The organism is Pseudomonas trutticola BRTCR10 (assembly GCF_056155105.1).
Window position 1 is genome coordinate 4162722 of record NZ_CM149552.1, and the last position, 25116, is coordinate 4187837.

Below are 25116 nucleotides of genomic sequence, written 5' to 3' on the forward strand. Positions count from 1 at the left end.
ACTATCCCTGTGGGAGCGGGCTTGCCCGCGATGAGGCCATCACATTCAACACCTCTGTTGACTGAAAATCCGCCATCGCGGGCAAGCCCGCTCCCACAGGTTATGTATTGCCTTAATGTCCAGAAGCGGCCGGACCGGCCTTCGCCGCAAACGGCGGTTTCGCCAGCCACACAATCAGAATCAACCCCATAAACCCCCAACCCAGCAACGTGAAGTAATCCACGGTGGAGAGCATGTACGCCTGGCTGGTCAAAATCTGATCCATCTGCGCGTAAGCCGATTGGCTCGCGCCGCCTAAATGGTTCAAGGTCTCGCGGGTCGCCGGCTCATAGGTGCTGATGCTTTCACTCATGTACGCATGATGCTGATCAGCCCGACGAATCCAGATCCACGTGGTCAGCGATGCCGCAAAGCTACCGCCCAGCGTTCGCAGAAAAGTCGCAAGCCCGGCACCGTCAGCGATCTGGCTTGGCGGCAAGTCCGACATCAGGATGCTCAGGGTCGGCATGAAGAACAGCGCCACGCCAATGCCCATGAACAGCTGCACCAAAGCGATGTGCTGGAAGTCCACTTCATTAGTGAACCCGGCGCGCATGAAGCAGCTCAAGCCAATCGCCAGAAACGCCAGACCGGCCAGCAAACGCAGGTCGAACTTGTTCGCGTACTTGCCGACAAACGGCGACAGCAGCACCGGCAAGATACCGATTGGCGCCACCGCCAGCCCCGCCCAGGTCGCGGTGTAGCCCATCTGCGTTTGCAACCACTGCGGCAGGATCAGGTTGATGCCGAAGAACCCGGCGTAACCCAACACCAACACCAGCGTGCCGATGCGGAAGTTGCGATGGGCGAACAGGCGCAGATTCACCACCGGGTGCTGATCGGTCATTTCCCAGATGATGAACACCGCCAGCGCGATCACCGAAATCGCCGCGCCGATGATGATGAAGTTCGACTCGAACCAGTCCAGGTCATTGCCCTTGTCGAGGATCACTTGCAAAGCGCCGACGCCGATGATCAGGGAGATCAGGCCAACGTAATCCATCGGCTGACGGCTGGTTTCCACCGGCCGTTTGGCCAGTTGCGAACGCACCACCATCACCGCGAAGATGCCGATCGGCACGTTGATGAAGAAGATCCACGGCCAGCTGTAGCTGTCGGTAATCCAGCCACCGAGAATCGGCCCCGCAATCGGCGCGACCACCGTGACCATCGCCAGTAACGCCAACGCCATGCCGCGCCTCGCGGGAGGATACACGGCGATCAACAGGGTTTGCGTCATCGGGTACAGCGGCCCGGCCACCAGACCTTGCAGGACACGGAAGCCGATCAGCTCAGGCATCGAGGTGGAAATACCACAGAGGAACGAGGCCAGTACGAACAGCATGGTCGCCCAGAGAAACAGCTTCACCTCACCGAAACGGCGGCTGAGCCAACCGGTCAACGGCAGCGCAATCGCGTTGCTCACGGCAAATGACGTAATGACCCAGGTGCCCTGCTCCGAACTCACCCCAAGGTTGCCGGATATCGTCGGCAGCGCCACGTTGGCGATGGTGGTGTCGAGCACTTGCATGAAGGTCGCCAGCGACAGGCCGATGGTGCTGAGCAACAGGCTGGGCGGCGTGAAAGAGGCGTTATTGCTCATTGTGAATCCTATGAAGCAGGGTTGGCGCCGCGTCTGTTAAAGACACAGCAGCACTTGTAGGAGTGAATCCTGTGGTGAGGGGATTTATCCCCGATGGGTCGCGAAGCGGCCCCTCTTTTGATGGAAAAAGCCGGGCCTGCTGCGCAGTCCATCGGGGATAAATCCCCTCACCACAAGGCTCACTCCCACAGGGGATAAATTCAGCGTTGCGCGGTTTTGCTGACCGCAGCGCTGTTGTCGTGGATCAGTTGGGCAATCATCGCGTCGGCTTCGGCCAACTGGCGGTCGTAGACGTTGGTGCTGAACGAAGCTTTTTGCGGTGGCTGCTGAGCCAGGACCGGGCCGCTCTGGTCATGCAGGTTCACTTCAACGTTGGTCGACAGGCCGACGCGCAGCGGATGCTTGGCCAACTCTTCGGCGTTGATGTGAATGCGCACTGGCACACGCTGAACAATCTTGATCCAGTTACCGGTGGCGTTCTGCGCCGGCAGCAAGGCAAACGCGCTGCCAGTACCGGCACCGAGGCTGTCGACGGTGCCGCTGTATTTCACGTCGCTGCCGTAGATGTCGGACTCGATGTCGACCGGCTGACCGATGCGCATGTCACGCAGTTGGGTTTCCTTGAAGTTGGCGTCGATCCACAACTGATCCAGCGGAATCACCGCCATCAGCGCGGTGCCCGGCTGTACGCGCTGACCGAGCTGCACGGTACGTTTGGCCACGTAACCGGTGACCGGCGCGATCAAGGTGCTGCGCGCGTTGGTCAGGTAAGCCTGACGCAAATCGGCGGCGGCCGACATCACGTCCGGGTGCGACGACACCACGGTGTCATCAACCAATGCGCTGGTGGTTTTCAGTTGCTGCTTGGCGTTGGCCAGGGCGTTTTGCGCCGAGGTCAGGTCGTCGCGGGCGTGGGACAGTTCTTCCTGGGAAATCGCCCCGCCCTGCGCCAGGTTTTTCCGGCGGTTGTAGTTGTCCTGGGCTTTCTGCACTTCGGCCTGTTGCGCGTTGACCTGGGCTTTCATGCCGTCGACGTTGCTATACAGACCGCGCACCTGACGCACGGTGCGCGCCAATTTCGCCTGCGCGCTTTGCAGGCCGACTTCGGCGTCATTCGGGTCGAAGTTGATCAGCACCTGACCTTCGTGAACCAGATCACCATCGTCAGCACCAATGCTGACCACGGTACCGGTCACCAACGGAGTGATTTCCACGACGTTGCCGTTGACGTAGGCGTCGTCGGTGCTTTCGTTAAAGCGCCCGATGAACTCGTGATAGGCCCAGACGCCAGCGCAGGAGAGAAGGACGACAACGGCCAGCACCACCAGCATGACTTTGCGTTTGCGCGGATTGCCGGTGTCGGGGGTGTTGTCTTGAGCTTGAGTGTTTTCGGCAGTGGCCATGACAAATACCTTGAATTAGTTGTGCGGCGTGGCTGGGTTGGCGTTGGCTGCGGTCAGGGTTTCTCCCTGGAAGCCGCCGCCCAGCGCTTGCATCAGTTGAATCGACAGGTCGATCTGCTCGGCATTGAGGTTGGCCAATTGACGCTGGGCCTGCAGCAATTGCTGCTCGATGCTGAGCACGTCCAGGTAGTTGCCGATGCCGGAACCGTAACGCTGGACGACGGTGTTGTAAGAGTCCTGAGCAATCTCGGTGGCGTGTTGCTGCGCACCGATCTGCCGGCCGATGTCACGCAACTGATTGATCGTGTCGCTGACATCGCCCAGTGCTTTCACCAGACTTTTGTTGTACTGCGCCACCGCCAGATCGTAATCGGCGTCGCGCGCATCGAGGTTGGCGCGCAGGCGCCCGCCGTCGAAGATCGGCACCGAAATGGTCGGGGCAATGTTGAAGAAGCGACTGGCCGAACCGAACATCGCGTCACCCAACAAAGATTCGGCACCGGCCGAGGCCGTGAGGTTCAAGTTGGGATAGAACTGAGTCTTGGCCGAATCGATGTCTTTGCTCGCCGCTTCGACGCGCCAGCGGGCAGCAACCAGATCCGGGCGACGACCGAGCAGTTCTGCCGGCAAGACCGACGGCACCGCGACAGCGCTGGCTTGCAGGACTTTCGGCCGGGCAATTTCGTTGCCGCGATCCGGGCCTTTGCCGAGCAACACGGCCAAGGCGATCTTCGCGCTGTTCAGGCGCTTTTCGGCGTCGATCAGGCTGGCTTCGGAGCTGGCTTCCAGACTCTGGGTTTGCTGGAACTGGTACTGACTGTCGATCCCCGAACTCAGGCGACGCTGGCTCAGGTCGAGCATTTGTCTGGTGCGCTTGAGGTCGTCGTTGGCCAGGTCATAAACGATGTGCGCCTGACCGAGATCGCTGTAGGCACGGGCGACGTCGGCAGCCAGCGTCAACTGCGCGGCCTGACGGTCGACTTCAGCAGCGCGGGCCTGACCGAGTGCAGCTTCCCACGCATCGCGCTGGCCACCCCACAGGTCAAAGTTGTAGTTGAAACCGGCGCTGACATTACGCACGGTGGCGTAGGCATCGCCCTGCCCTCGCGGGTCCTGATCCTTGGCCAGGCGCGAACGGCTGATGCCGGCGCTGGCGTCTAGGGTCGGATAGCGCTCGGCATCGGCGGCATACGCGGCGGCGCTGGCCTGATGAGCGCGGGCTGCGGCGATCTGCATGTCCGGGCTGTCGTGCAGGGCATCGCGGATCAGACCGTCGAGTTGCGGATCGCCGAGGCTGGTCCACCAGTCGCTTTTTGGCCAGGCGGCCGGCGACAGGGTCACGCCGTTCAGCGACTGGCCGACTTTCAGGCTTTTCGCATCAAGGTTCTGGCCGTGGGTATCGAGGCCGCTGTAGTTGGCGCAACCGGCGAGGATCATCGCCGACAGCACCAGCGTCAGGCTGCTGCGCAAGGTTTTACCGCTCATTGTGTTCACCTAACCGCTGGATAGTGATCGGGTCACCGGCTGCCAGCAGGATTTTCTTGAGAATGTATTCCAGGGTTTTCAACTCGTCCGGGGTCACGGCGCCGGCCAGTTCATTCATGGCGTCGGCACCAATGTGCGGCAGGCGATCGGCCAGTTGCTGGCCCTGTTCGGTGAGCTTGAGCTGCACCTGACGGCGATCGCCTTCGCTGCGTTGGCGAGCCAGAAAGCCTTTCTGCTCCAGACGATCGAGCATGCGCGTCATCGAACCGCTGTCCAGCGACAGGTGCCGGCACAGCTCGGCCGGAGTGTCGACGCCGAATTGGGCCATGATGATCAACACCTTGAACTGCGCGGCGGTGATGCCGTGGGGTTCCATGTGGGTGTCGATGATCTTGTCTTTGAGCAGCGCAGCACGGCCAAGCAACAGGCCGAGGTGGCAGTGTTTGAATTCGTCCGGGGTGAAATGCTTCATTTGCTCACCTAATAACTGCCTAGGCAGTGAATGTATGTCGAGATGTTACTGCCTAGGCAGCGAATGTCAATGGAATAGTTAGGAGGCTTGGTAATTAGTTGACCAGTGGACTGGGGTTTTGTGTTGCACAGGCGGACGTCATCGCTGGCAAGCCAGCGATTGAGGCGACTCGGTGGAATGCCGGTCAGGACTTGTCAGAAGGGTTCGCAGGTGGCGGCTGCACCGGATGCACCTCACGCCCACGCAGGGCCGTGGCGACATACCCGCAGGCGCGCTTCGCCCCCGCGTAAAGGCCATGCCAGCCCGGTGGCGCCGGCTCGATGGCCGCATGCAATGCCCGCGCATAATCAAGCACCAGCCCCGGCGTCCAGGCCATCGCCTCGGCGCGTTTGCGCACTTGCGCCGCCACCCAGAACTCGGGGCTGGTAATGATCCGGGCGAAATCAAGCATGCTCGACTGGCCCCGATTCATCGCCCCCTCAAGGGCCGCTTCGAGGCTATGGGCGACGGCACTGGAACAATTGCGGCTAGTGAGGTTATACGTGGTGTTCTGCCGATAATCCGCCCAGAACGCCGCCAGCCGCCGGGCATCGTAATGGGCAAAACTGACCTGCACCGATGACGGACACCAGTCCGCCACCTCGCCGGCATAGTCAGGCAGAAACCTGCCGGCCACATCATTGTTCGGCGTCGCCCGCAACAACCGGACGAAATCCCCCGCCGATCGATCAATGTCGTCCAGCGGGTAATGGCTGATGTAGATGTCCGGGCCACATGCCAGTGCCGCGTGGCCGGCAGAGATCACGCCGTTGATGTCGACCGCCGCGATATAGCGGTTGAGCAGGCGGTTGCGTACCAAGGTGTCGTCAACCGTGCCACTCGGTGTCCAGACGTGGATCACCAGCGCGGTGCTGGGTGCCGGCGCGCTGACCGAGAAAGGGCTTAACGGCGACTGCCAGTTTTTGAAGCGCAAAGACTGCCGCAGCAAAGCGCCGCCCGAGAGAAAGAGGCTCATGCCAATGCAGAACGGCACAGTGCCCTTATAAAGCGTCGGGTACGGTTCGAGGATGAACAGGCCAAAGCCGATTTCGAACAACCCCGTGAGCAATGACACTTGCCAACCGACAAAGCGCACCACTACCGCCGCCGCCAGCCGAAAGCCGCCATCGAGTAGAAACGCCACACCACACAGCACTGCCAGAATCAGGCTGGCAGCATGTTGCCTGTCGACGATCAGCAGTCCAAGTATCAGGAAAGCCAGACCTCGCACTTTGCGCAGAGCAGTAGCAGTGGCGGTGCCGGTTTGCGGTGCCGGCACCAGCAGAATGATCAGAGCTTCGAGCAACAACAGATAGCCGAACACATGCAGCGGAAAATACAGCACGCCGTCCAGCGCATCGATGAAGATGGCCACGCCGGCCGCCCCCCAGACGATGCCCGTCAGCGCCAGCGCCGACCAACGCTTGCGGACAAAATCGTTACCGAGCAAAACCATACTCAAGCGAACCATAGGCTTCCCTGTTTTCTTCGGGCAGCCGCAAACCGCGCAGCTTTCGAGCTGCGCTGAGTCTAATACATTCGGGCAATGCCGGATCGCTGCGGTGCGATCCGGCGATGGGGAGCGCGACCTAGAAATCGCGCTTGTAGAAGATATCCAGCGAGCTGGCGACGCCACTGGCCGCCTCGACATAAACCTTCTTGCTCAGTTTGTAACGCAGCGCGATGGTGTTGGCCGGCTCAAACACGCCGACGCCATAACGCAAACTGAGTTTCTCGGAGATGTTGCCGCTGGCGACTACGCTGGTGGTGTTGCCGCTGCCCTGGGTGTCGAGCTGGAAGTCCTGAATCCCCAGATCTTTGGCCAGGCTGCTGGTCACCCCGGAACTGCCCATCAAACCCAGACCCAACGCCGCTTGCGCGAGCATGTTGTTGTCTTCGCCGTTGGTGCTCAGAGGGCGGCCCAAGACCAGATAGGACAACGCCTGCTCCTGGCTCATCGCCGGCTCGGAGAAGATCTGCGTGGTCGGTTGCTCGGCGCTGCCACTGAGGCGAATACCGGCGATGACGTCGTCGGTCTGGCGGATCGCTTCGATGTCCAGATACGGTTGATCGATGGGCCCGGCAAACAGCAGGCGCGCACGCCGCACCGTCAGGCGTTGGCCGTAGGCGCGGTATTTGCCGTCGTTGAGCCACAGCTCGCCACGGGTGTCCATGTTGTCGCCGATGTGCACATGCCCTTGCAGGTTGGCGGTCAGGCCGAACCCGGCGAAGCTGAGTCGGTCCTCGCCGACCACCACATCGATGTCCATTTTCATGGCCATCGGCGGCTTGCCCTCTTCGGTCTGCGCACCGACGATGATCGTGTCGTCGGAGACTTTCACCGTCGAGGGCGGCAATTCACGCACGGTGATTTCACCTTTGGGCACCAGCACTTTGCCGGCGATCTTCAGCTCGTCGCCGGCCATGGAGATTTTCAGATCCGGCGCCACTTCCAGCTTGGCGTAAGGCTCGACGGTGACCGGCAGTTGCGTGCCTTTGAGCGCCAGATCGACCATCAGCGCCTGGCCCCAGGCGACGTTACCGCTGAGGCTGCCCTGCCCGGTCTTGCCGCTCTTCCAGCCGCCGTCCAGACGCACCGACTCACCGGCAATCACCGCTTTGAGTTGCAGGTCCTGCAGCTCCGTCGGCAATTCGGCGCCCGATACCTCGCCATCGCTGAGTTGCACGGTGCCGTTGACCAACGGCGCCAGCAGCCCGCCAGAAATCGTGCCGCTACCGTTGAGGCGTCCAGTGAGCTTTTCGACCATCGGCACAAACGGCCGCGCCACCGACAGGTCGAGCCCGGTGAGACGGAACGAGCCGCTTAGCGGTTTGTTTTTCGGCAGCGGATTGAGCTGCGCCTGCACCATCAGTTCACCGAGTTTGCCGCCGACGAAATTCAGTTCGGTATCGACACGCTTGGGCGTCAGTTTGCTGGTGAGTTTCAGGGTCTGGTAAGGGAAATCCAGCCACTGATCCTTTTCCTTCATGCGCAAGGTGCCGCCGCTGGCGTCGATGCTGATCACACCGTTGGGGCCGCTGGCCGGCAGATCCAGTTGCAGGTCAGCGTTAAGCTTGCCCTGCCAGGCGAAATCCTTGGGCAGCCATTGCGCCAGGCTTTCGATCGGGAATTGCTTGAGGTGGTAACGCAGTTTCGGATCGGGCATCAGCCGTTGATCCTCACCACACAGGCTGGCGCTGCCGGACATCCAGCAATGGGCGCCGAAGTTGATTTTGCCGTCAGCCAGACGTTCGAGTTTCGCCGGGTTTTGCAGCTTCCAGTCCTGACCGCCGGCCTGAATATCACCGCTGGCCAAGCGCCCGCGCCAGTTGCCCTTGTCCAGATTGCCGTCCAGACCCAGAGCCAGTTTGAGCTTCGGCCCGAGCAGGTCGAGACTGAGTTTCTGGTTCTTGATGTCGCCCTGAGCGCTGGCGGTCAACACGCCCAGATTGGTATCGCCGGCCTGAATCCCGCTGCCCTTCAGATCGATCTTGGCTCGTTGCGCACTGTCGAGCGTGGCGTCGAGGTTGAGGCTTTGCAGGCGATTGTCCTGAAACGCCAGTTGCGAACCTTGCAGACCGAGTTTGCCTTGCGGCGCCTTCAGCGTACCGGCGACGTTGACCTGACCGTTGATCTGCCCGCGCAGTTCTGGCCACAGCTGGGCCAGACGCGCCAGCTTGATGTCGATCTGCCCGGTGAGTTTCTGTTGCAAGCTGCCTTTGCCATTGATGCTGTTGTCGCCGAGGCGGATTTGCAGGGCATTGAGGTTCCACTGTTCGCCAGCACCATCAGCCTTGGCTTGCAGAATCGCCGGTTGGCCGCGCAGTTTGCCCTTCAGGTCGAGATCGGCGGTCAGGCTCAGGCGTTCGTTTTTCATTTCGCCCTGGCTTTTCAGCGGGCCGGCTAAAGTGCCCGGCAGCTCGGCGACCCAGTACGCCGGGTTGAGCGCCGACAAGTCCAACGCGGTGTCCCAGGCGATGCCGTCGGCGAACTGCACATTGACGTGGCCTTCAGCCTTGCCCTGCCCGGCTTGCATTTGCAGTTGCGGAAAAGCGATCTGTTTGAGGTTGCCACTGAACGGACTGCTCAGACTGAATGCCCCCGCCGGGCCGTCGAGGGCGGCGGCGAAGTTACCGATGTATTGACCATCGGTGTAGGAGACTTCGCCAGTGAAGGTACGCAAGGCAACCTGCGGCTCGTCGATTTCGTTATAGAGCCGATGCCACGGGAAGTCCTGCCAATTGATGTTGGCTTGCGCCGTGAGGCCTTTGCTCCAATCGACGCTGCCGGTGAGTTTGAGGCTTTGCTTGTCGTTGGCTGTCAAATCGAGGCCGGCGATCTGCGCGCCGCTGGCGTCGACTTTGCCGGTGAGCAGCAGCGCCACCGGGCCTTTATCCGCCGGCAGCGTGGCGGTGCCGTTGAGCTGGTAACCGTTGTTCAGATCGCCTTCGCCGGTCAGCAGCAATTGATTGAGTTGCAGGGTGTCGGGAAGATCGACGCTCGGTTTGAAGGCCTCGCTGGTGATGCGCACCTTGGCCGGGAGGTTTTCCGCCAGCGGTTGCAGCTCGCCAGTCAGTTGACCGTCGAGGTAGCCATGGCTGTCGGCGTGCAAGTTGAGGGTTTTCAATAGATCGCCGTCGATTTTCAACGCCAGCGTCCAGGGACCGGTGCCGGGAGACGGCAGGGTCAGATCCCCGGCGATGCTCAGCGGCCAGTTGCCGGTCGGCGTGAGTGTTCCGGACAGGTTCAGGCTGAGCTCGTCGCGCTGCAATTTCACGCTGTCGATCTGCATGCCCTGGGCCGTCCAGTGCGCCGCCAGTTGCAGGCCCTTGAGCTGCTCGCTGCCGTTGAACAGCAAGCTGCCCACCTGCACGTCGCCGAGTTCGATCGCTACGGGCAGTTGCAGATCCGGCAGTTTGATCGGACCGCTTTCAGTGCTTTCTTCACTCGGCGGGAATTGCAGGATGACCTGATCAGCCTTGAGCTGTTCGATGCACAGTGTCATGCGGGTCAGGCACAGCGGTGACCAGGCGAAAATCGCCTTGTTCAATTCGACGCGGCTGCTGTCCTGCTGCCACAACAGATGATCGGCGCTCCACTGCCCAGCGAGCCGGCCCTGGAAATTCTCCACGCTCAAGCCCGGCACCAGACCCAACACCCAACGGCTGCCTGCCTGGGTGCCGAGCACGGTGGCGATGCTCAAGACAACAAAAAGCACCAGCATCAACAGCGCCAGTGCCGCAATTTTCAAACCACGCTTCACAGCTCAGGCCCCATGGAAAAGTGCAGCCGGATGCCGCCATCGTCGTCCAGCGCATGGGCCAGGTCGAGGCGGATCGGCCCTACCGGCGAGACCCAGCGCACACCAATACCGACCCCGGTCTTGAGGTTCGGCAGTTCGAGTTTGTTGAATGAGTTGCCCTGGTCGACAAAGGTCGCGACACGCCATTTCTCGGCAACCGAGTATTGATACTCGACGCTGCCGGCAACCATGTAGCGGCCACCGATGCGGTCGCCGTCGGAGTTTTTCGGCGACAGGCTCTGGTAGTCGTAACCACGCACGCTCTGATCGCCACCGGCGAAGAAGCGCAGCGACGGCGGCACCGAGTTGTAACCGTTGGTGGCGCTGCCGCCGACCTGCACACGGCCGAGGAAACGGTGTTTGTCGAATACCGTGGTCAGGCCTTTAACCAGCGCGGTGCCATACAGCAGGTTGTTGTCGGAACCGACGCCCTCCTTCGCCACTTTGCTTTCAAAAGTCAGGCGATAGCCGTTGTGCGGGTCGATGCGGTTGTCGCTTTTCAGGTAGGAATAGCTGATGCCGGGCATCAGCAAAGTACTCAGGCCGGAGTCGTCGCCGAGTTCATATTCTTCGCGCTGCCATTTCAGCGAGATCACGCGCTGCCAGCCGCTGGGCAACTTGCTGTGCCATTCCGGGCCGAAGGTCAGCAGTTTGCTCACCGTGTCGGAGCCGTCGATATCTTCAAATTGATAGCCGCCGGCCCAACGCAATTTGTCAGTCAGTGGCGGGTCGAGCGGAATGTCATAGAACAGCCCGACGTTTTGCCGTGGCGCAGAGATTTCCGCTTCCCAGCCATAACTGTCGCCTTGCGGGTTGACCCAGTGGCGTGTCCAGTTGGCTTTGACCCGCGGCCCGACGTCGGTGGAATACCCGAGGCCCAGGCCCATGGTGCGCGGCTTGCGCGTGTCGAGTTTGACGTCCACCGGGATCACGTCGTTTTTCGCCGCGGTCGGTGCGGCATCGACGCGTATGCCTTCAAAATAGCCGCTCGATTGCAGGTCGCGATTGAGTTCGGCGATCAGCTCGGAGTCGTAGGGCTCGCCTTCCTTGAACGGCACCATGCGTTGCAGCAGGTCTTCGTCGAACGGCGTGTCACCCTCGAATTTGACTTTACCCAGCGCATAGCGCGGGCCGCTTTCGTAGATCAATTCGACATCGGCGACGCCGGCACGTGGGTCGACCAAAAGTTTTTGACTGGTGAAGTGGCCGCTGAAATAACCGAAGCGCGAAGCCTGATTCTGGATCAGGCGTTTGGCGTCCTCGTAGCGACCATGGTTGAGCACCGCGCCGGATTTGAGCACGTCGCTGTTCGGCACACGAAAGGATTTGAGGGAAGCAGCCGGGCCGTCGACGCGAATGGTGACGTTGCGCAGGCGAATCGGTTCGCCGGGATCGATTTTCAGGACTAGACGCGGTTTGTCCCCGCCCTTGACGTCGCTTTCGATCTGCGGCTGATAGTAGCCCAACGCCTGAGCCGCCTTGCGCGCCTGCTCTTCGGCGCCGCGACTGAAGCGCAGCAAGGCTTCTTCGTCGCGATCGCCGAGGCTGCCGATATAGCCTTCTATATTGGCCTTGAGTTCATCGTTGGACGGTTTGATCCGCACATCCAATTCACTTTGCGCCAGTGCCGCACAGCTGGTTAACAGCATGAGCACGCCACTGGTAAATCTTCCTGGAAACTTCATAGGCGCGGATGCTATCACGAGCTTGGGAGCGTGATAGAGCCTGGGGTGCCGGTAAAGTTCGACCTCTAAGCCGTTGCAGTTTGTAACACTTGTGGATTGGCGTGAAAAAATACGTGTTCTCGCACTGGGCCGACGGCAACTTCGCCAATCTCCTCGTAACCCTGACGTTTATAAAATTCCAGGTAACGCGGGTTACCGGTGTCGAGCACCACGCCTTGTGAGGTTTCATCCACCGCGCACCAGTTGTGCACGGCGGTCAGCAGTTGCTCGCCGAAGTGTTTGCCCTGGAACTGCGGGTGTACACCAAGCAGCGGCAGCATGTGCACCGAATCGCTGGGCACACACGCGGCCACGGCATCGTGATATTCCAGATAGCGCCGGGTGCAGCGAAAACCGGTGCTGAGCACCATGCGCAAGCGCCACGCCCAACTTTCGGTGATGCCCAGCCGACGTTGCGGCGGTGCGATCAGGGCGATGCCGATCAAGCGGTCGTTGACCAGCAGGCCGATGGCCGGCAAATCCTGAAGGAAATGTTGTTTCACCAACTCGCGCACTGTCGCCCGCACACGCTGCTCATAGCCGGGACGCTCGGCCTCGAACAGGTAACCGAAGGTCGGCTCGTGGCGATAAGCCTGATATAGCAAGGATCGGGCTTCGCGGGAGTAGCCGCGATCAAGCATATGGATGTCGGCGATGGCGGTCTGGGTTTCAGGCATGACGATGATTCTCCCCGGGGCACGGCTCAATTGGCTGCGCTCTTGTTGGTACGAACCCTTTGGCGTTGGCACAGTTCCCCACAGGTATAGACCAACCATGGATCTTCATCGACTGGACTGGCCCTATCGCTGGCAAGCCAGCTCCCACATGGTCCGCGTCGTACACAACATTCCTGTACACCCGAGAAACTTGTGGGAGCTGGCTTGCCAGCGATGGGGCCATTTCCGGCACCACACATCCCACAGGCCAAAATGATTTCTCCCACACTGGCCCCCATCCCCCATGTCAGCTAGCATCGCCCTTTTGCCAGGACTGCCGACCATGAAGATCGTTTCCTTCAACATCAACGGACTGCGCGCCCGTCCGCATCAGCTGGCAGCGCTGATCGAAAAACACCAGCCAGACGTGATCGGCCTGCAAGAAACCAAAGTCCACGACGATCAGTTCCCGCTGGAAGAAGTCCGCGCCCTCGGCTACCACGTGTATTTCCACGGTCAGAAAGGTCATTACGGCGTTGCCCTGCTCTCGCGCCAGGAACCGATCGCGATCCACAAAGGTTTCGCCACTGACGAAGAAGACGCCCAGCGCCGCTTCATCTGGGGCACTTTTGCCGACGCCAATGGTGTGCCGGTGACAATCATGAACGGCTATTTCCCACAGGGCGAAAGCCGCGACCACCCGACCAAATTCCCCGCCAAACAGCGTTTCTACAGCGACCTGCAAGCGCTGCTGGAAAGCCAGTTCCACAACGAACAGCCACTGGTGGTGATGGGCGATGTGAACATTTCTCCGGAAGACTGCGACATCGGCATCGGCCCGGACAACATGAAGCGCTGGCTGAAAACCGGCAAATGCAGCTTCCTGCCGGAAGAGCGCGAGTGGATGGCCCGCCTGAAAAATTGGGGCCTGACCGACAGCTATCGTCACCTGAACCCGGACGTGACTGACATGTTCAGTTGGTTCGACTACCGCAGCCGTGGCTTTGAAGATGAGCCCAAGCGTGGACTGCGCATCGATGTGATTCTGGCGTCGCACGGTTTGTTGCCACGGGTGAAAGCGGCGGGCGTGGATTATGAACTGCGCGGCATGGAAAAGCCTTCGGACCATGCGCCGATCTGGCTTGAACTGGCCTGACATTGAAGCCACCACAGAATCACATTTGACAATGAGGTTCTGTGGTCGGCTGACCTGTGGCGAGGGGATTTATCCCCGATGGGGTGCGAAGCGCCCCCAAAATTTTTCCTGTTAAACCGCATTCACAAGTTTTGGGTCGGCTTCGCCAACCATCGGGGATAAATCCCCTCGCCACAAAGGCTCCTCTACATTGAATGGCTGTCACGTTTTGGTCATACGCCTGACTTAATCTCCCCGGCAATCCCCTTGGCTTGATTCGGTGCCGGCATGACCCTGCGTGTTCTGTGCGTTTTTCTATTCAGTGCATGGCTGTCGGTCTCTGCCGCGGCCCTGCCGATACCCGAAAACGGCCCGGCGCTGCGCATTCAGGGCTCCAACACGATTGGCGCGGAACTCGGCCCGGCGCTGGTCGAAGGCTTGCTGCAAGAGCAAGGCTTGCTGAAGGTCCATCGCGAAACCCCGGACACCGCCAACGAACTACGCGTCGTTGGGCAGACTGCCGACGGCAAACGCGTGGTCGTCGACGTCACCGCCCACGGTTCCAGCACCGGTTTCACCGCGTTGAAAAACGCAAGCGCCGATGTGGCCGCCTCTTCCCGCGAGATCAAAGACAGCGAGTTGCTCGGCCTGCAAGCGCTCGGCGATCTGAAAAGTCCCAGCGCCGAGCAAGTCATCGCCATCGATGGCCTGGCGATCATCCTTCACCCCGATAACCCATTGCAGCAACTGGATACCGAGCAACTGGCGCGGATCTTCAGCGGCGAGGTGAAGACCTGGGAAGACCTCGGCGGGCGTGGCGGGCCGATTCATTTATATGCCCGGGATGATCAGTCCGGCACGTACGACACGTTTAAGGAACTGGTCCTGAGTCGTCGTGGGAAAAGTCTGAGTACTTCAGCGAAAAGGTTCGAATCCAGCGAGCAATTGTCCGACGCCGTCAGCACCGATCCGCAAGGTATTGGTTTCATCGGTTTGCCCTACGTGCGTCAAGCCAAAGCCGTGGCGATTGCCGATGGCGCGTCGCAATCGATGCTGCCGCTCAACAGCCTGATCGCCACCGAAGACTATCCACTGTCGCGAAGGCTGTTCTTCTATCTGCCACCGGACAGCAAGAACCCATGGGCCAAGGCGTTGGTGACGTTTGCGCAAAGTCCTCAGGGTCAGGCGATTGTCGCGGCCAACGGTTTTATCAGCCAGACCGTGCAGGCCATGACGGTCGCACCGAATGCGCTGATGCCAGAGGGTTATCAATCCCTCAGCCGGCATGCCCAGCGTCTGACAGTGAATTTCCGTTTTGAAGAAGGCAGCGCGACCCTGGATAACAAGGCGCATCAGGATCTGGCACGGGTACTCGACTATATAAAGCGCCATGACAAGACCGAACGCGCAGTGACATTGGTCGGATTTGGCGATGCCAAGGACGATCCGGCGCGGGCAGATTTGCTGTCGAAGCTGCGGGCGATGGCGGTGCGGCGCGAGTTGGTGAAGAACGGGGTGGTGTTGCGTGAGGTCCGCGGCTTTGGGGCGCTGATGCCGGTGGCGGCGAACAATGCGGATGAAGGGCGGATCAAGAATCGGCGGGTTGAGGTTTGGGTGTATTGACTTGCGCCTGATCGTTCCCACTCTCCGCGTGGTAACGCCGCCATGGACGCTCCGCGTCCGCTGTGACGCGGAGCGTCACGGGATGCATTCCCACGCAGAGCGTGGGAATGATCAGGGGTGAAGTTCTGGCTCAGCGCTCGCTACGCAACATTTCCTTCGGCACATACTTGCCGATCTCGAACTTGCCGATCGCCGCACGGTGCACTTCGTCCGGGCCATCAGCCAGGCGCAGCGTGCGTTGCATGGCGTACATGTAGGCCAGTGGGAAATCGTTGGAAACCCCTGCCCCGCCATGGATCTGGATCGCCCGATCGATCACGCGCAGCGCAACATTGGGCGCAACGACTTTGATCTGCGCAATCTCGCTCTTCGCCACCTTGTTTCCCACGGTGTCCATCATGTATGCCGCTTTCAGCGTCAGCAGGCGCGCCATATCGATTTCCATCCGCGAGTCGGCGATCTTGTCGACGTTACCGCCCAAACGCGCCAGCGGTTTGCCGAACGCGGTACGGCTCACCGAGCGTTTGCACATCAGTTCCAGTGCACGCTCGGCCATGCCGATCGAACGCATGCAGTGGTGAATCCGCCCTGGGCCAAGGCGACCCTGCGCGATCTCGAAGCCGCGTCCTTCACCCAACAGGACGTTTTCGTAAGGCACCCGCACATTGTCGAACAGCACTTCGGCGTGACCGTGCGGCGCGTCGTCGTAGCCGAACACCGGCAGCGGGCGGACGATTTTCACCCCGGGGGTATCAACCGGCACGAGGATCATCGAGTGCTGGGCGTGACGGGGTGCATCAGGATTGCTGAGGCCCATGAAGATGAGGATTTTGCAGCGCGGGTCGCAGGCGCCGGAAGTCCACCACTTCTTGCCGTTGATCACCCACTCGTCACCATCGCGCACGGCACGGGCGGCCATGTTGGTGGCGTCGGATGAGGCCACGTCCGGCTCGGTCATGGCGAATGCCGAACGGATCTCGCCGCGCAGCAGCGGTTCGAGCCAGCGCTGTTTCTGTTCTTCGCTGGCGTAACGCACCAGCACCTCCATGTTGCCGGTGTCCGGTGCCGAGCAGTTGAACGGCTCAGGGCCGAGCAGCGAGCGGCCCATGATTTCCGCCAGTGGCGCGTATTCAAGGTTGCTCAGGCCGGCACCGAGTTCCGACTCTGGCAGAAACAAATTCCACAAGCCCTCGGCCTTCGCCTTGGCTTTGAGCTCTTCCATGATCGCTGTCGGCTGCCAGCGATCGCCTTCGGCAACCTGGCGTTCGAACACCGCTTCAGCCGGATAAACGTAAGTGTCCATGAACGCGGTTACGCGCTCACGCAGTTCTTGCACCTTGGGCGAATAAGCGAAATCCATGAGCAGCTCCCGATGGTTGGCAGTTCTTCAGCAGAGGTTGTTTAAGGCATGCAATCGATGCTAGAACAGCGCTGATAATTTACCTAGCCTATTCTCGGCGTGTATAAACATTCATCACCGATATATGATCCAGTGATCGTCAGCCCTTAAAACACCGCCCTGAATAACAAGAGAAGCCGCGTTATGAATCTGAGCAAGGTCGACCTCAACCTTTTCATCGTCTTTGACGCGATCTATACCGAAGCCAACCTGACCCGCGCCGGGCAGATCGTCGGGATCACTCAGCCAGCGGTGTCCAACGCACTGGCGCGACTGCGCGAGACCTTCAACGACCCGCTGTTCGTGCGCACCGCCCAAGGCATGGTGCCGACGCCGATGGCGCAGAACATCATCGGCCCGGTGCGTAACGCGCTGTCGCTGTTGCGCGTGTCGGTTCAGGAAAGCCGGATTTTCAACCCGGCACAAGCGGTCAAGACCTATCGCATCAGCATGACCGACCTCACCGAAGCGGTGATTTTGCCGCCGCTGTTCCAGCGTCTGCGCCGTCTGGCGCCGACGGTGATCATCGAAAGCTTTCTGTCGAAACGCCGCGAGACCACCAAGGAACTGGCGGCCGGACGCCTGGATTTTGCCGTGGATGCACCGCTCAACACTGACCCGCAGGTGCGTCACGTCAAGCTGATGGAAGACCGTTACGTCTGTGCGATGCGCAAGGGCCATCCGATGGCAGGCAAGGAAAAACTGTCGCTCGATGATTATCTGTCGCTGACCCATATCCACATTTCCAGCCGCCGCAGTGGTCTGGGTTATGTCGATCTGGCGCTGGGCAAAATGGGCATTCAGCGCAAGATCGCCCTGCGCTCGCAGCATTACCTGATGGCGTCGCAGGTGATGCAGCAAACCGATATGGTCATGACCGTGCCGGAGCGCTTTGCCCGGCGGCATGAACTGCATGCCTTTAACCTGCCGGTCAACGATGTGCCGCCGGTGGAGACGCATTTGTACTGGCATGAAAGCACTGACCAGGACCCGGCGAATCGCTGGATGCGCGAACAGATGATCGAGTTGTGCCAGCAGGTGACGGCGCATGAGAAGAAGCTGGATAAGGTGTAGGGCTTTTTACCGCGGCGCTGCCATCGCGAGCAGGCTCACTCCTACAGTTGACCGTGTTTCATCTGAAGAAATGCAACCAATTGTAGGAGTGAGCCTGCTCGCGATGAGGCCAGCATGAACACCACAGATCATCCCGCTTGACGTAAACGTCAACCTGCCATTAGCTTAGCGCCAAGACCTTTTTTCGAGCGCTTTCATGAGCAGCCAGACTTACAGCATTTCCGACCTCGCCCGCGAGCTGGACATCACCACCCGGGCGATCCGTTTTTATGAAGAACAAGGCCTGCTCAGCCCCGAGCGTCGTGGCCAGGAACGCATCTATTCGCCACGCGACAAGGTCAGCCTGAAGCTGATCCTGCGCGGCAAGCGCATCGGTTTCTCACTGGCCGAATGCCGCGAACTGATCGAGCTCTACGACCCGTCGAGCGGTAACACCAAACAACTCAACAGCATGCTGGCGAAAATCAGCGAACGTCGGGAACAGCTGGAGCAGCAGTTGCTCGACATCGAGCAGATGAAACTGGAACTCGACACCGCCGAAGAACGCTGTGTGCAGGCGCTGGAGCAGACGCTTAAAAGCCAGCAAGCGGCGCAGTAATCAAACCCCTGTGGGAGCGGGCTTGCCCGCGATGAGGCCGGCACCTCCAGCAAATATGCTGACTGACCCGACGCCATCGCGGGCAAGCCCGCTCCCACAGGGGACCTCATGTATTTCAGAAAATGAGCAGGTCAGCCTATGTCCCTCCCCTCCCAAGTACGCCTGATCGAAGTCGGCCCACGCGATGGCCTGCAGAACGAAGCCCAACCGATCAGCGTTGCCGACAAGGTGCAATTGGTCGACGCCTTGAGCGCCGCCGGTCTTGGCTATATAGAAGTCGGCAGTTTCGTTTCACCGAAATGGGTGCCGCAAATGGCCGGTTCCGCCGAAGTGTTCGCGCAGATCCAGCGCAAACCCGGCGTCACCTACGGTGCACTGGCGCCGAACCTGCGTGGCTTTGAAGATGCGATTGCTGCCGGTGTGAAGGAAGTCGCGGTGTTCGCCGCCGCGTCCGAAGCCTTCTCGCAGCGCAACATCAACTGCTCGATCAGCGAAAGCCTTGCGCGCTTTGCGCCGATCATGGAAGCGGCGCAACAGCATGGCGTTACCGTGCGCGGTTACGTGTCTTGCGTGCTCGGCTGCCCGTATGAAGGCACGGTCGCGCCGGAGCAGGTGGCGATGGTCGCGCGCGAGTTGTACGCGATGGGCTGCTACGAGGTTTCGCTGGGCGACACCATCGGCACCGGCACCGCTGGCGCCACCCGCCGGCTGTTTGAAGTGGTGTCGGCGCAAGTACCACGCGACAAGCTCGCCGGGCATTTCCACGACACCTATGGCCAGGCGATGGCCAATATCTACGCCAGCCTGCTCGAAGGCATTTCCGTGTTCGACAGCTCTATCGCGGGGCTTGGCGGCTGCCCGTACGCAAAAGGTGCGAGCGGTAACGTCGCCACCGAAGACGTTGTGTACCTGCTCAATGGCCTGAGGATCGACACCGGTATCGACCTGGACGCCTTGATTACCGCGGGTCAGCAGATCAGCGCGGTGCTCGGTCGGCCGAGCGGTTCGCGCGTGGCCAAGGCTCGCAGCGCACAGTGAGGGACCACGGTGTTACCGCGGAGTCGAAAACGTGGGCATAAGCGAGTAACACGGAAACAAATTGTCTGGCTTTGCCGGAACGAAAAATCCCCGAAAATCATATATTGTTGATTTATAAGGGTTTTTAAAAGTTGGCACGCGTTCTGCTATCTCTATGGCATAACAAGAATAAAAAGCAGCAAACCACAATAAAAATAAGACGTACCGACTCTGACATAACAAAAACAACACGGCAGAGACGCAGCTAACAGATTTTTTTGGAGAAGGTGTGCTTTTCAGGGTGCTCTCAGGAGTGACCCGCAACCGGGCAGAGAACAATAAAACTACCTTCAGGTAGCTCCCGAATCGGTTGGATCGTTTAACGAGAAAGCAGATCAGCGCTCAAAAAAATACGTTTGCTCTTGACCCCGGATGGGGGTCGCCAAAAACAGCGGTAAAGGGCCACGGTTGCCAAAAACAACAACAGACCGACCCTCAATAATAAAAAAGAGCACGCGACGACAAAATTAAAGGGGAGCCTCGGCTCCCCTTTGTGCTTTCTGTGATTCCTGAATTCCCTCAAATCCCTCAAATCCCTGTGGGAGCTGGCTTGCCAGCGATTGCGGTAGATCATTCAACATTGATGCTGGCTGATTCGACGCCATCGCTGGCAAGCCAGCTCCCACAGTGTTTGTGTTCACCGCTTGATTGTTTTCAGCTCTTCGATGCTTATTTCCCGCATCCTGAACTTCTGAATCTTGCCCGTCACCGTCATCGGAAACTCTTCGACGAACTTGAAGTGCCGTGGCGTCTTGAAGTGCGCGATGCGCTCCTTGCACCAGGTTTGCAGCTCCAGCTCGGAAGCGTTGTGGCCGGGGTGAAACTTGATCCAGGCGACGATCTCTTCACCGTAACGCGAACACGGAATGCCGATCACCTGCACGTCCGCTACCGCCGGGTGAGTGAAGAAGAATTCTTCCAGCTCACGCGGATAAATGTTCTCGCCGCCACGGATGATCATGTCCTTGTTGCGCCCGGCGATGTTGACGTAACCCTCCTCATTCATGCTCGCCAGATCGCCGGTGTGCATCCAGCCCGCCTCATCGATAGCCTCTGCCGTGGCTTGCGGATTGCTCCAGTAACCGAGCATCACGCTGTAACCGCGGGTGCACAGCTCGCCGATGGTGCCGCGTGGTACCGGGTTGCCGGCTTCATCAATGATCTTGCTTTCCAGTTGCGGCTGAGTGCGGCCGACGGTGGTCACACGCAACTCAAGCTCGTCATTCGGGCCGGTTTGCAACGACACCGGGCTCGTTTCAGTCATGCCGTAAGCGATCTGCACTTCGTTCATGTGCATCTCGCTGATGACCCGGCGCATCACTTCGATCGGGCAGGTAGCGCCAGCCATGATCCCGGTGCGCAGGCTCGACAGATCGAATTCGGCGCGTTGCGGCTGATCGAGCATGGCGATGAACATGGTCGGCACGCCATACAGCCCGGTGGCCTTTTCCTCGGCGACGGTTTGCAGGGTCAGCAACGGATCGAAGGCATCGTTGGGGTAAACCATCGTGCTGCCGTGGGTAATGCAACCAAGGTTGCCCATGACCATGCCGAAGCAGTGATACAGGGGCACCGGGATCACCAGGCGATCAGTCGGGGTCAGGCCAATGCTTTCGCCGACCATGTAACCGTTGTTGAGGATGTTGTAGTGACTGAGGGTCGCGCCCTTGGGGAAACCGGTTGTGCCGGAGGTGTACTGGATGTTCACGGGTTGATCAAAGTGCAGGCTGTTGCTGCGCTCACGTAATTGCTCTGGGGAGGCATTGATGGCCAGATCGGCCAATTGTGACCATGGCAGGAAACCTGAAGGCGGCTGTTTGTCGAGACTGATCACTCCGCGCAAATCCGGCAGACGCTCGCTCCGCAACTGACCGATGGATTGCTCGGCCAGCTCCGGTACCAGGCCCTGCAACATGCCGTGATAGTCGGAAGACTTGAACGCCCCCGCACAGACCAGCCACTGACAGCCGGACTGCTTGAGCACGTATTCCAGTTCGGAGCTGCGGTAAGCCGGATTGATGTTGACCAGGATCACGCCGATTTTCGCCGTGGCGATTTGCGTGATGCACCACTGCGCGCAATTCGGTGCCCAGATGCCGAGCCGGTCGCCAGCCTGCAAACCCAATGCGAGCAAGGCTCTGGCATGCACATCCACGGCGTCGGCCAGTTGTCGCCATGAGTAGCGCAACTGCTGATGGCGCACCACCAGCGCCTCGCCGTCCGCGTACTGCGTGACGGTCTCGTCGAACTTCTGCCCGATGGTCGTCGCCAGCAAGGCCTTGTCCTGAGAACCGCGGCTATAGCTGCGCTGCGGGTTTGCACTGGGTTGATCCATGACGACCCCTATTGTCTTTATTTATGGGTTGCCGACAGTCACTTGCAGGATTGAGCTTAGTGGCGAGAGGATTTATCCCCGATCGGCTGCCAAGCAGACGAGTACCCGGCGAATGCGTTTTTGACGCGATCACAGGTTTCAAGGCCGCTACGCGCCCCATCGGGGATAAATCCCCTCACCACAAAGGCTCAGTCCTACAGAACCGGTCCGCTTTCAATCTTGAACTGCCCCTACTCTCGCTCAAGTTGACGTTAACGTAAAGGGTGATTGACAGCCATTCGCCGCAGGCTTACGTTAACGTAAAGGTGAGAACTGAAACGCCACTCTCCCCACCCTACAAAAAAGCCAAAAGGTGCCTCATGAGCTATCCATCCCTGAATTTCGCCCTCGGTGAAACCATCGACATGCTGCGCGATCAGGTTCAGTCCTTCGTCGCTAAAGAGATCGCTCCGCGTGCGGCGCAGATCGACAGCGACAACCTGTTCCCCGCCGACATGTGGCGCAAATTCGGTGACATGGGCCTGCTCGGCATCACCGTGCCGGAAGAGTACGGCGGTGCTGGCCTGGGTTACCTGGCGCACGTGGTGGCGATGGAAGAAATCAGTCGCGGCTCGGCGTCGGTGGCGTTGTCCTACGGCGCGCACTCCAACCTCTGCGTCAACCAGATCAACCGCAACGGCAACCACGAACAGAAAAGCAAATACCTGCCGAAGCTGATCAGCGGCGAACACGTCGGCGCCCTCGCGATGAGCGAGCCTAACGCCGGCTCCGACGTGGTTTCGATGAAACTGCGCGCCGACAGACGCGGTGATCGCTTTGTCCTCAACGGCAGCAAGACCTGGATCACCAACGGCCCCGACGCCAACACCTACGTGATCTACGCCAAGACTGATCTGGAAAAAGGCCCGCACGGCATCACCGCATTCATCGTCGAGCGCGACTGGAAAGGCTTCAGCCGCAGCAACAAGTTCGACAAGCTCGGCATGCGCGGCTCCAACACTTGCGAGCTGTTTTTCGATGACGTTGAAGTGCCGGAAGAGAACATTCTCGGCGTGCTCAACGGCGGCGTAAAAGTCTTGATGAGCGGCCTCGATTACGAGCGTGTCGTGCTCTCCGGCGGCCCAACAGGCATCATGCAGTCGTGCATGGACCTGATCGTGCCGTACATCCACGACCGCAAACAGTTCGGCCAGAGCATCGGCGAATTCCAGCTTATCCAGGGCAAAGTCGCCGACATGTACACCCAGCTCAACGCCAGCCGCGCCTATCTCTACGCCGTCGCCCAGGCCTGCGAGCGCGGCGAAACCACGCGCAAGGACGCCGCCGGCGTGATCCTCTATACCGCCGAACGCGCCACGCAAATGGCCCTCGACGCGATCCAGATTCTTGGCGGCAACGGCTACATCAACGAGTTCCCGGCCGGGCGTCTGTTGCGTGACGCCAAGCTGTACGAAATCGGCGCCGGCACCAGTGAGATCCGTCGCATGCTGATCGGTCGCGAACTGTTCAACGAAACCCGCTAAAACGGAGCTGGCCATGGCTATTTTGCACACTCAGCTCAATCCTCGATCAGCGGAGTTCGCCGCCAACAGCGCAGCGATGCTCAAGCAAGTCGACGCCTTGCATACCCTGCTTGCCCAAGTGGCGCAGGGTGGCGGCGCAAAGGCTCAGGAACGCCACACCTCACGGGGCAAACTGCTGCCGCGTGAGCGCATCAATCGCTTGCTCGATCCGGGCTCGCCATTTCTGGAAATCAGTCAGTTGGCCGCGCACGCCGTTTATGGCGAAGACGTGCCCGCCGCTGGCGTGATTGCCGGGATCGGTCGGGTTGAAGGCGTCGAATGCATGATCGTCGCCAACGACGCGACCGTGAAAGGTGGCTCGTATTATCCGCTGACCGTGAAGAAACACCTGCGCGCGCAGACCATCGCCCAGCAAAACCGCCTGCCGTGCATTTATCTGGTGGACTCCGGCGGCGCCAACCTGCCGCGTCAGGATGAAGTGTTCCCGGATCGCGAGCACTTCGGGCGGATCTTTTTCAACCAGGCCAACATGAGCGCCATGGGCATCCCGCAGATCGCCGTGGTCATGGGCTCGTGCACCGCTGGTGGTGCGTACGTGCCAGCGATGGCTGACGAAGCGATCATGGTGCGCAATCAGGCGACGATTTTCCTCGCCGGCCCGCCGTTGGTGAAAGCCGCGACCGGAGAAGTGGTCAGCGCCGAGGACCTTGGTGGCGCCGATGTGCACTGCAAGATTTCCGGGGTGGCCGACCATTATGCCGAGAGCGACGAGCACGCCCTCGCCCTCGCCCGCCGCAGCGTTGCCAACCTCAACTGGCGCAAGCTCGGCGAAGTGCAGCAGCGCGCGCCGATTGCACCGCTGTACGCCAGTGACGAGCTATATGGCGTGGTCTCGGCCGACGCCAAGCAACCGTTCGATGTGCACGAAGTGATTGCGCGACTGGTCGACGGATCGGTGTTCGATGAGTTCAAAGCGCTGTTCGGTACCACGCTGGTGTGCGGTTTTGCTCATCTGCACGGCTATCCGATTGCGATCCTCGCCAACAACGGCATCCTCTTCGCTGAAGCCGCGCAGAAAGGCGCGCACTTCATCGAACTGGCCTGCCAGCGTGGCATTCCATTGCTGTTCCTGCAGAACATTACCGGCTTCATGGTCGGGCAGAAATACGAGGCCGGCGGCATCGCCAAGCACGGCGCGAAACTGGTGACCGCCGTGGCCTGTGCCAAGGTGCCGAAATTCACCGTGATCATCGGCGGCAGCTTCGGCGCCGGTAACTACGGCATGTGCGGCCGGGCCTACGATCCGCGTTTTCTGTGGATGTGGCCGAACGCGCGAATTGGCGTGATGGGCGCCGAACAGGCAGCGGGCGTGCTGGTGCAGGTCAAACGCGAACAGGCCGAGCGTAGCGGCCAGGACTTCAGTGCCGAGCAGGAAGCCGACATCAAGCAGCCGATCCTCGACCAGTACGAAGAACAGGGTCATCCCTACTATTCCAGTGCGCGGCTGTGGGACGACGGCGTCATCGACCCGGCGCAGACCCGCGATGTGCTGGCCCTGGCCTTGTCCGCGTCGCTGAACGCGCCAATCGAACCGAGCCGCTTCGGCGTGTTCCGGATGTGATCGGGAG

General features: G+C 60.1%; 17 protein-coding genes. 7 read left to right on the plus strand and 10 right to left on the minus strand.

Features of this window, described 5'->3' with window-relative positions; all coding sequences use genetic code 11:
• Nucleotides 1-112 precede the first annotated feature (112 nt).
• The 8 genes from ACVVH8_RS18870 to ACVVH8_RS18905 all read right to left on the minus strand — a co-directional run bounded on the left by ACVVH8_RS18870 (nucleotide 113) and on the right by ACVVH8_RS18905 (nucleotide 12745).
• Nucleotides 113-1642: a DHA2 family efflux MFS transporter permease subunit gene (locus ACVVH8_RS18870; protein ID WP_103305284.1), complete on the minus strand. Its 1530-nt coding sequence runs from the start codon at nucleotides 1640-1642 to the stop codon at nucleotides 113-115.
• 200 nt (nucleotides 1643-1842) lie between these two features.
• On the minus strand, nucleotides 1843-3045 hold the full coding sequence (locus ACVVH8_RS18875) for an HlyD family secretion protein (protein WP_401300793.1): 1203 nt from the start codon (nucleotides 3043-3045) through the stop codon (nucleotides 1843-1845).
• A gap of 15 nt (nucleotides 3046-3060) precedes the next feature.
• Entirely contained in the window at nucleotides 3061-4530 is a 1470-nt protein-coding gene (locus tag ACVVH8_RS18880; RefSeq protein ID WP_475225563.1) for an efflux transporter outer membrane subunit, read from the minus strand.
• Nucleotides 4520-5002 carry a MarR family winged helix-turn-helix transcriptional regulator gene (locus ACVVH8_RS18885; protein WP_103305281.1) on the minus strand — a complete coding sequence of 161 codons (483 nt, stop codon included), beginning with the start codon at nucleotides 5000-5002 and terminating at the stop codon, nucleotides 4520-4522. The genes ACVVH8_RS18880 and ACVVH8_RS18885 overlap by 11 nt, the downstream gene beginning before the upstream one ends.
• A gap of 184 nt (nucleotides 5003-5186) precedes the next feature.
• On the minus strand, nucleotides 5187-6512 hold the full coding sequence (locus ACVVH8_RS18890; protein ID WP_103305280.1) for an HdeD family acid-resistance protein: 1326 nt from the start codon (nucleotides 6510-6512) through the stop codon (nucleotides 5187-5189).
• A gap of 118 nt (nucleotides 6513-6630) precedes the next feature.
• Nucleotides 6631-10305, minus strand: coding sequence for a translocation/assembly module TamB domain-containing protein (locus tag ACVVH8_RS18895; RefSeq protein ID WP_475225565.1), 3675 nt, complete (start codon nucleotides 10303-10305; stop codon nucleotides 6631-6633).
• Nucleotides 10302-12029: an autotransporter assembly complex protein TamA gene (locus ACVVH8_RS18900; RefSeq protein WP_475225568.1), complete on the minus strand. Its 1728-nt coding sequence runs from the start codon at nucleotides 12027-12029 to the stop codon at nucleotides 10302-10304. The genes ACVVH8_RS18895 and ACVVH8_RS18900 overlap by 4 nt, the downstream gene beginning before the upstream one ends.
• 65 nt (nucleotides 12030-12094) lie before the next feature.
• A complete protein-coding gene (locus tag ACVVH8_RS18905; RefSeq protein ID WP_103305277.1) occupies nucleotides 12095-12745 on the minus strand; it encodes a GNAT family N-acetyltransferase in 651 nt (216 codons plus the stop codon).
• A gap of 322 nt (nucleotides 12746-13067) precedes the next feature.
• On the opposite strand from ACVVH8_RS18905, the gene xthA reads away from it, so the two are divergent.
• A complete protein-coding gene (gene xthA, locus ACVVH8_RS18910; protein ID WP_103305276.1) occupies nucleotides 13068-13880 on the plus strand; it encodes an exodeoxyribonuclease III in 813 nt (270 codons plus the stop codon).
• 267 nt (nucleotides 13881-14147) lie between these two features.
• Nucleotides 14148-15482, plus strand: a complete 1335-nt coding sequence (locus tag ACVVH8_RS18915; RefSeq protein WP_475225570.1) for a substrate-binding domain-containing protein — start codon at nucleotides 14148-14150, stop codon at nucleotides 15480-15482.
• 130 nt (nucleotides 15483-15612) lie between these two features.
• Here ACVVH8_RS18915 and ACVVH8_RS18920 read toward each other — a convergent pair whose 3' ends face one another.
• Entirely contained in the window at nucleotides 15613-16842 is a 1230-nt protein-coding gene (locus ACVVH8_RS18920) for an acyl-CoA dehydrogenase (RefSeq protein ID WP_475225572.1), read from the minus strand.
• A gap of 183 nt (nucleotides 16843-17025) precedes the next feature.
• Between ACVVH8_RS18920 and ACVVH8_RS18925 the strand changes: the two genes are divergently transcribed.
• From ACVVH8_RS18925 to ACVVH8_RS18935, 3 genes are all read left to right on the plus strand, one after another.
• Entirely contained in the window at nucleotides 17026-17955 is a 930-nt protein-coding gene (locus ACVVH8_RS18925) for a LysR family transcriptional regulator (RefSeq protein WP_095189900.1), read from the plus strand.
• A 196-nt stretch (nucleotides 17956-18151) separates the two neighbouring features.
• Nucleotides 18152-18553 carry a MerR family transcriptional regulator gene (locus ACVVH8_RS18930; RefSeq protein ID WP_212809518.1) on the plus strand — a complete coding sequence of 134 codons (402 nt, stop codon included), beginning with the start codon at nucleotides 18152-18154 and terminating at the stop codon, nucleotides 18551-18553.
• A gap of 138 nt (nucleotides 18554-18691) precedes the next feature.
• A complete protein-coding gene (locus tag ACVVH8_RS18935) occupies nucleotides 18692-19591 on the plus strand; it encodes a hydroxymethylglutaryl-CoA lyase (RefSeq protein WP_475225575.1) in 900 nt (299 codons plus the stop codon).
• A gap of 676 nt (nucleotides 19592-20267) precedes the next feature.
• Here ACVVH8_RS18935 and ACVVH8_RS18940 read toward each other — a convergent pair.
• Nucleotides 20268-21965, minus strand: a complete 1698-nt coding sequence (locus ACVVH8_RS18940; RefSeq protein WP_475225577.1) for an AMP-binding protein — start codon at nucleotides 21963-21965, stop codon at nucleotides 20268-20270.
• Nucleotides 21966-22324: 359 nt separating this feature from the next.
• On the opposite strand from ACVVH8_RS18940, the gene ACVVH8_RS18945 reads away from it, so the two are divergent.
• Entirely contained in the window at nucleotides 22325-23488 is a 1164-nt protein-coding gene (locus tag ACVVH8_RS18945; RefSeq protein ID WP_103305271.1) for an isovaleryl-CoA dehydrogenase, read from the plus strand.
• 13 nt (nucleotides 23489-23501) lie between these two features.
• Nucleotides 23502-25109 (plus strand): carboxyl transferase domain-containing protein, encoded by a 1608-nt coding sequence (locus ACVVH8_RS18950; RefSeq protein ID WP_475225579.1) that lies wholly within the window; start codon nucleotides 23502-23504, stop codon nucleotides 25107-25109.
• The last annotated feature ends 7 nt before the right edge of the window (nucleotides 25110-25116 follow it).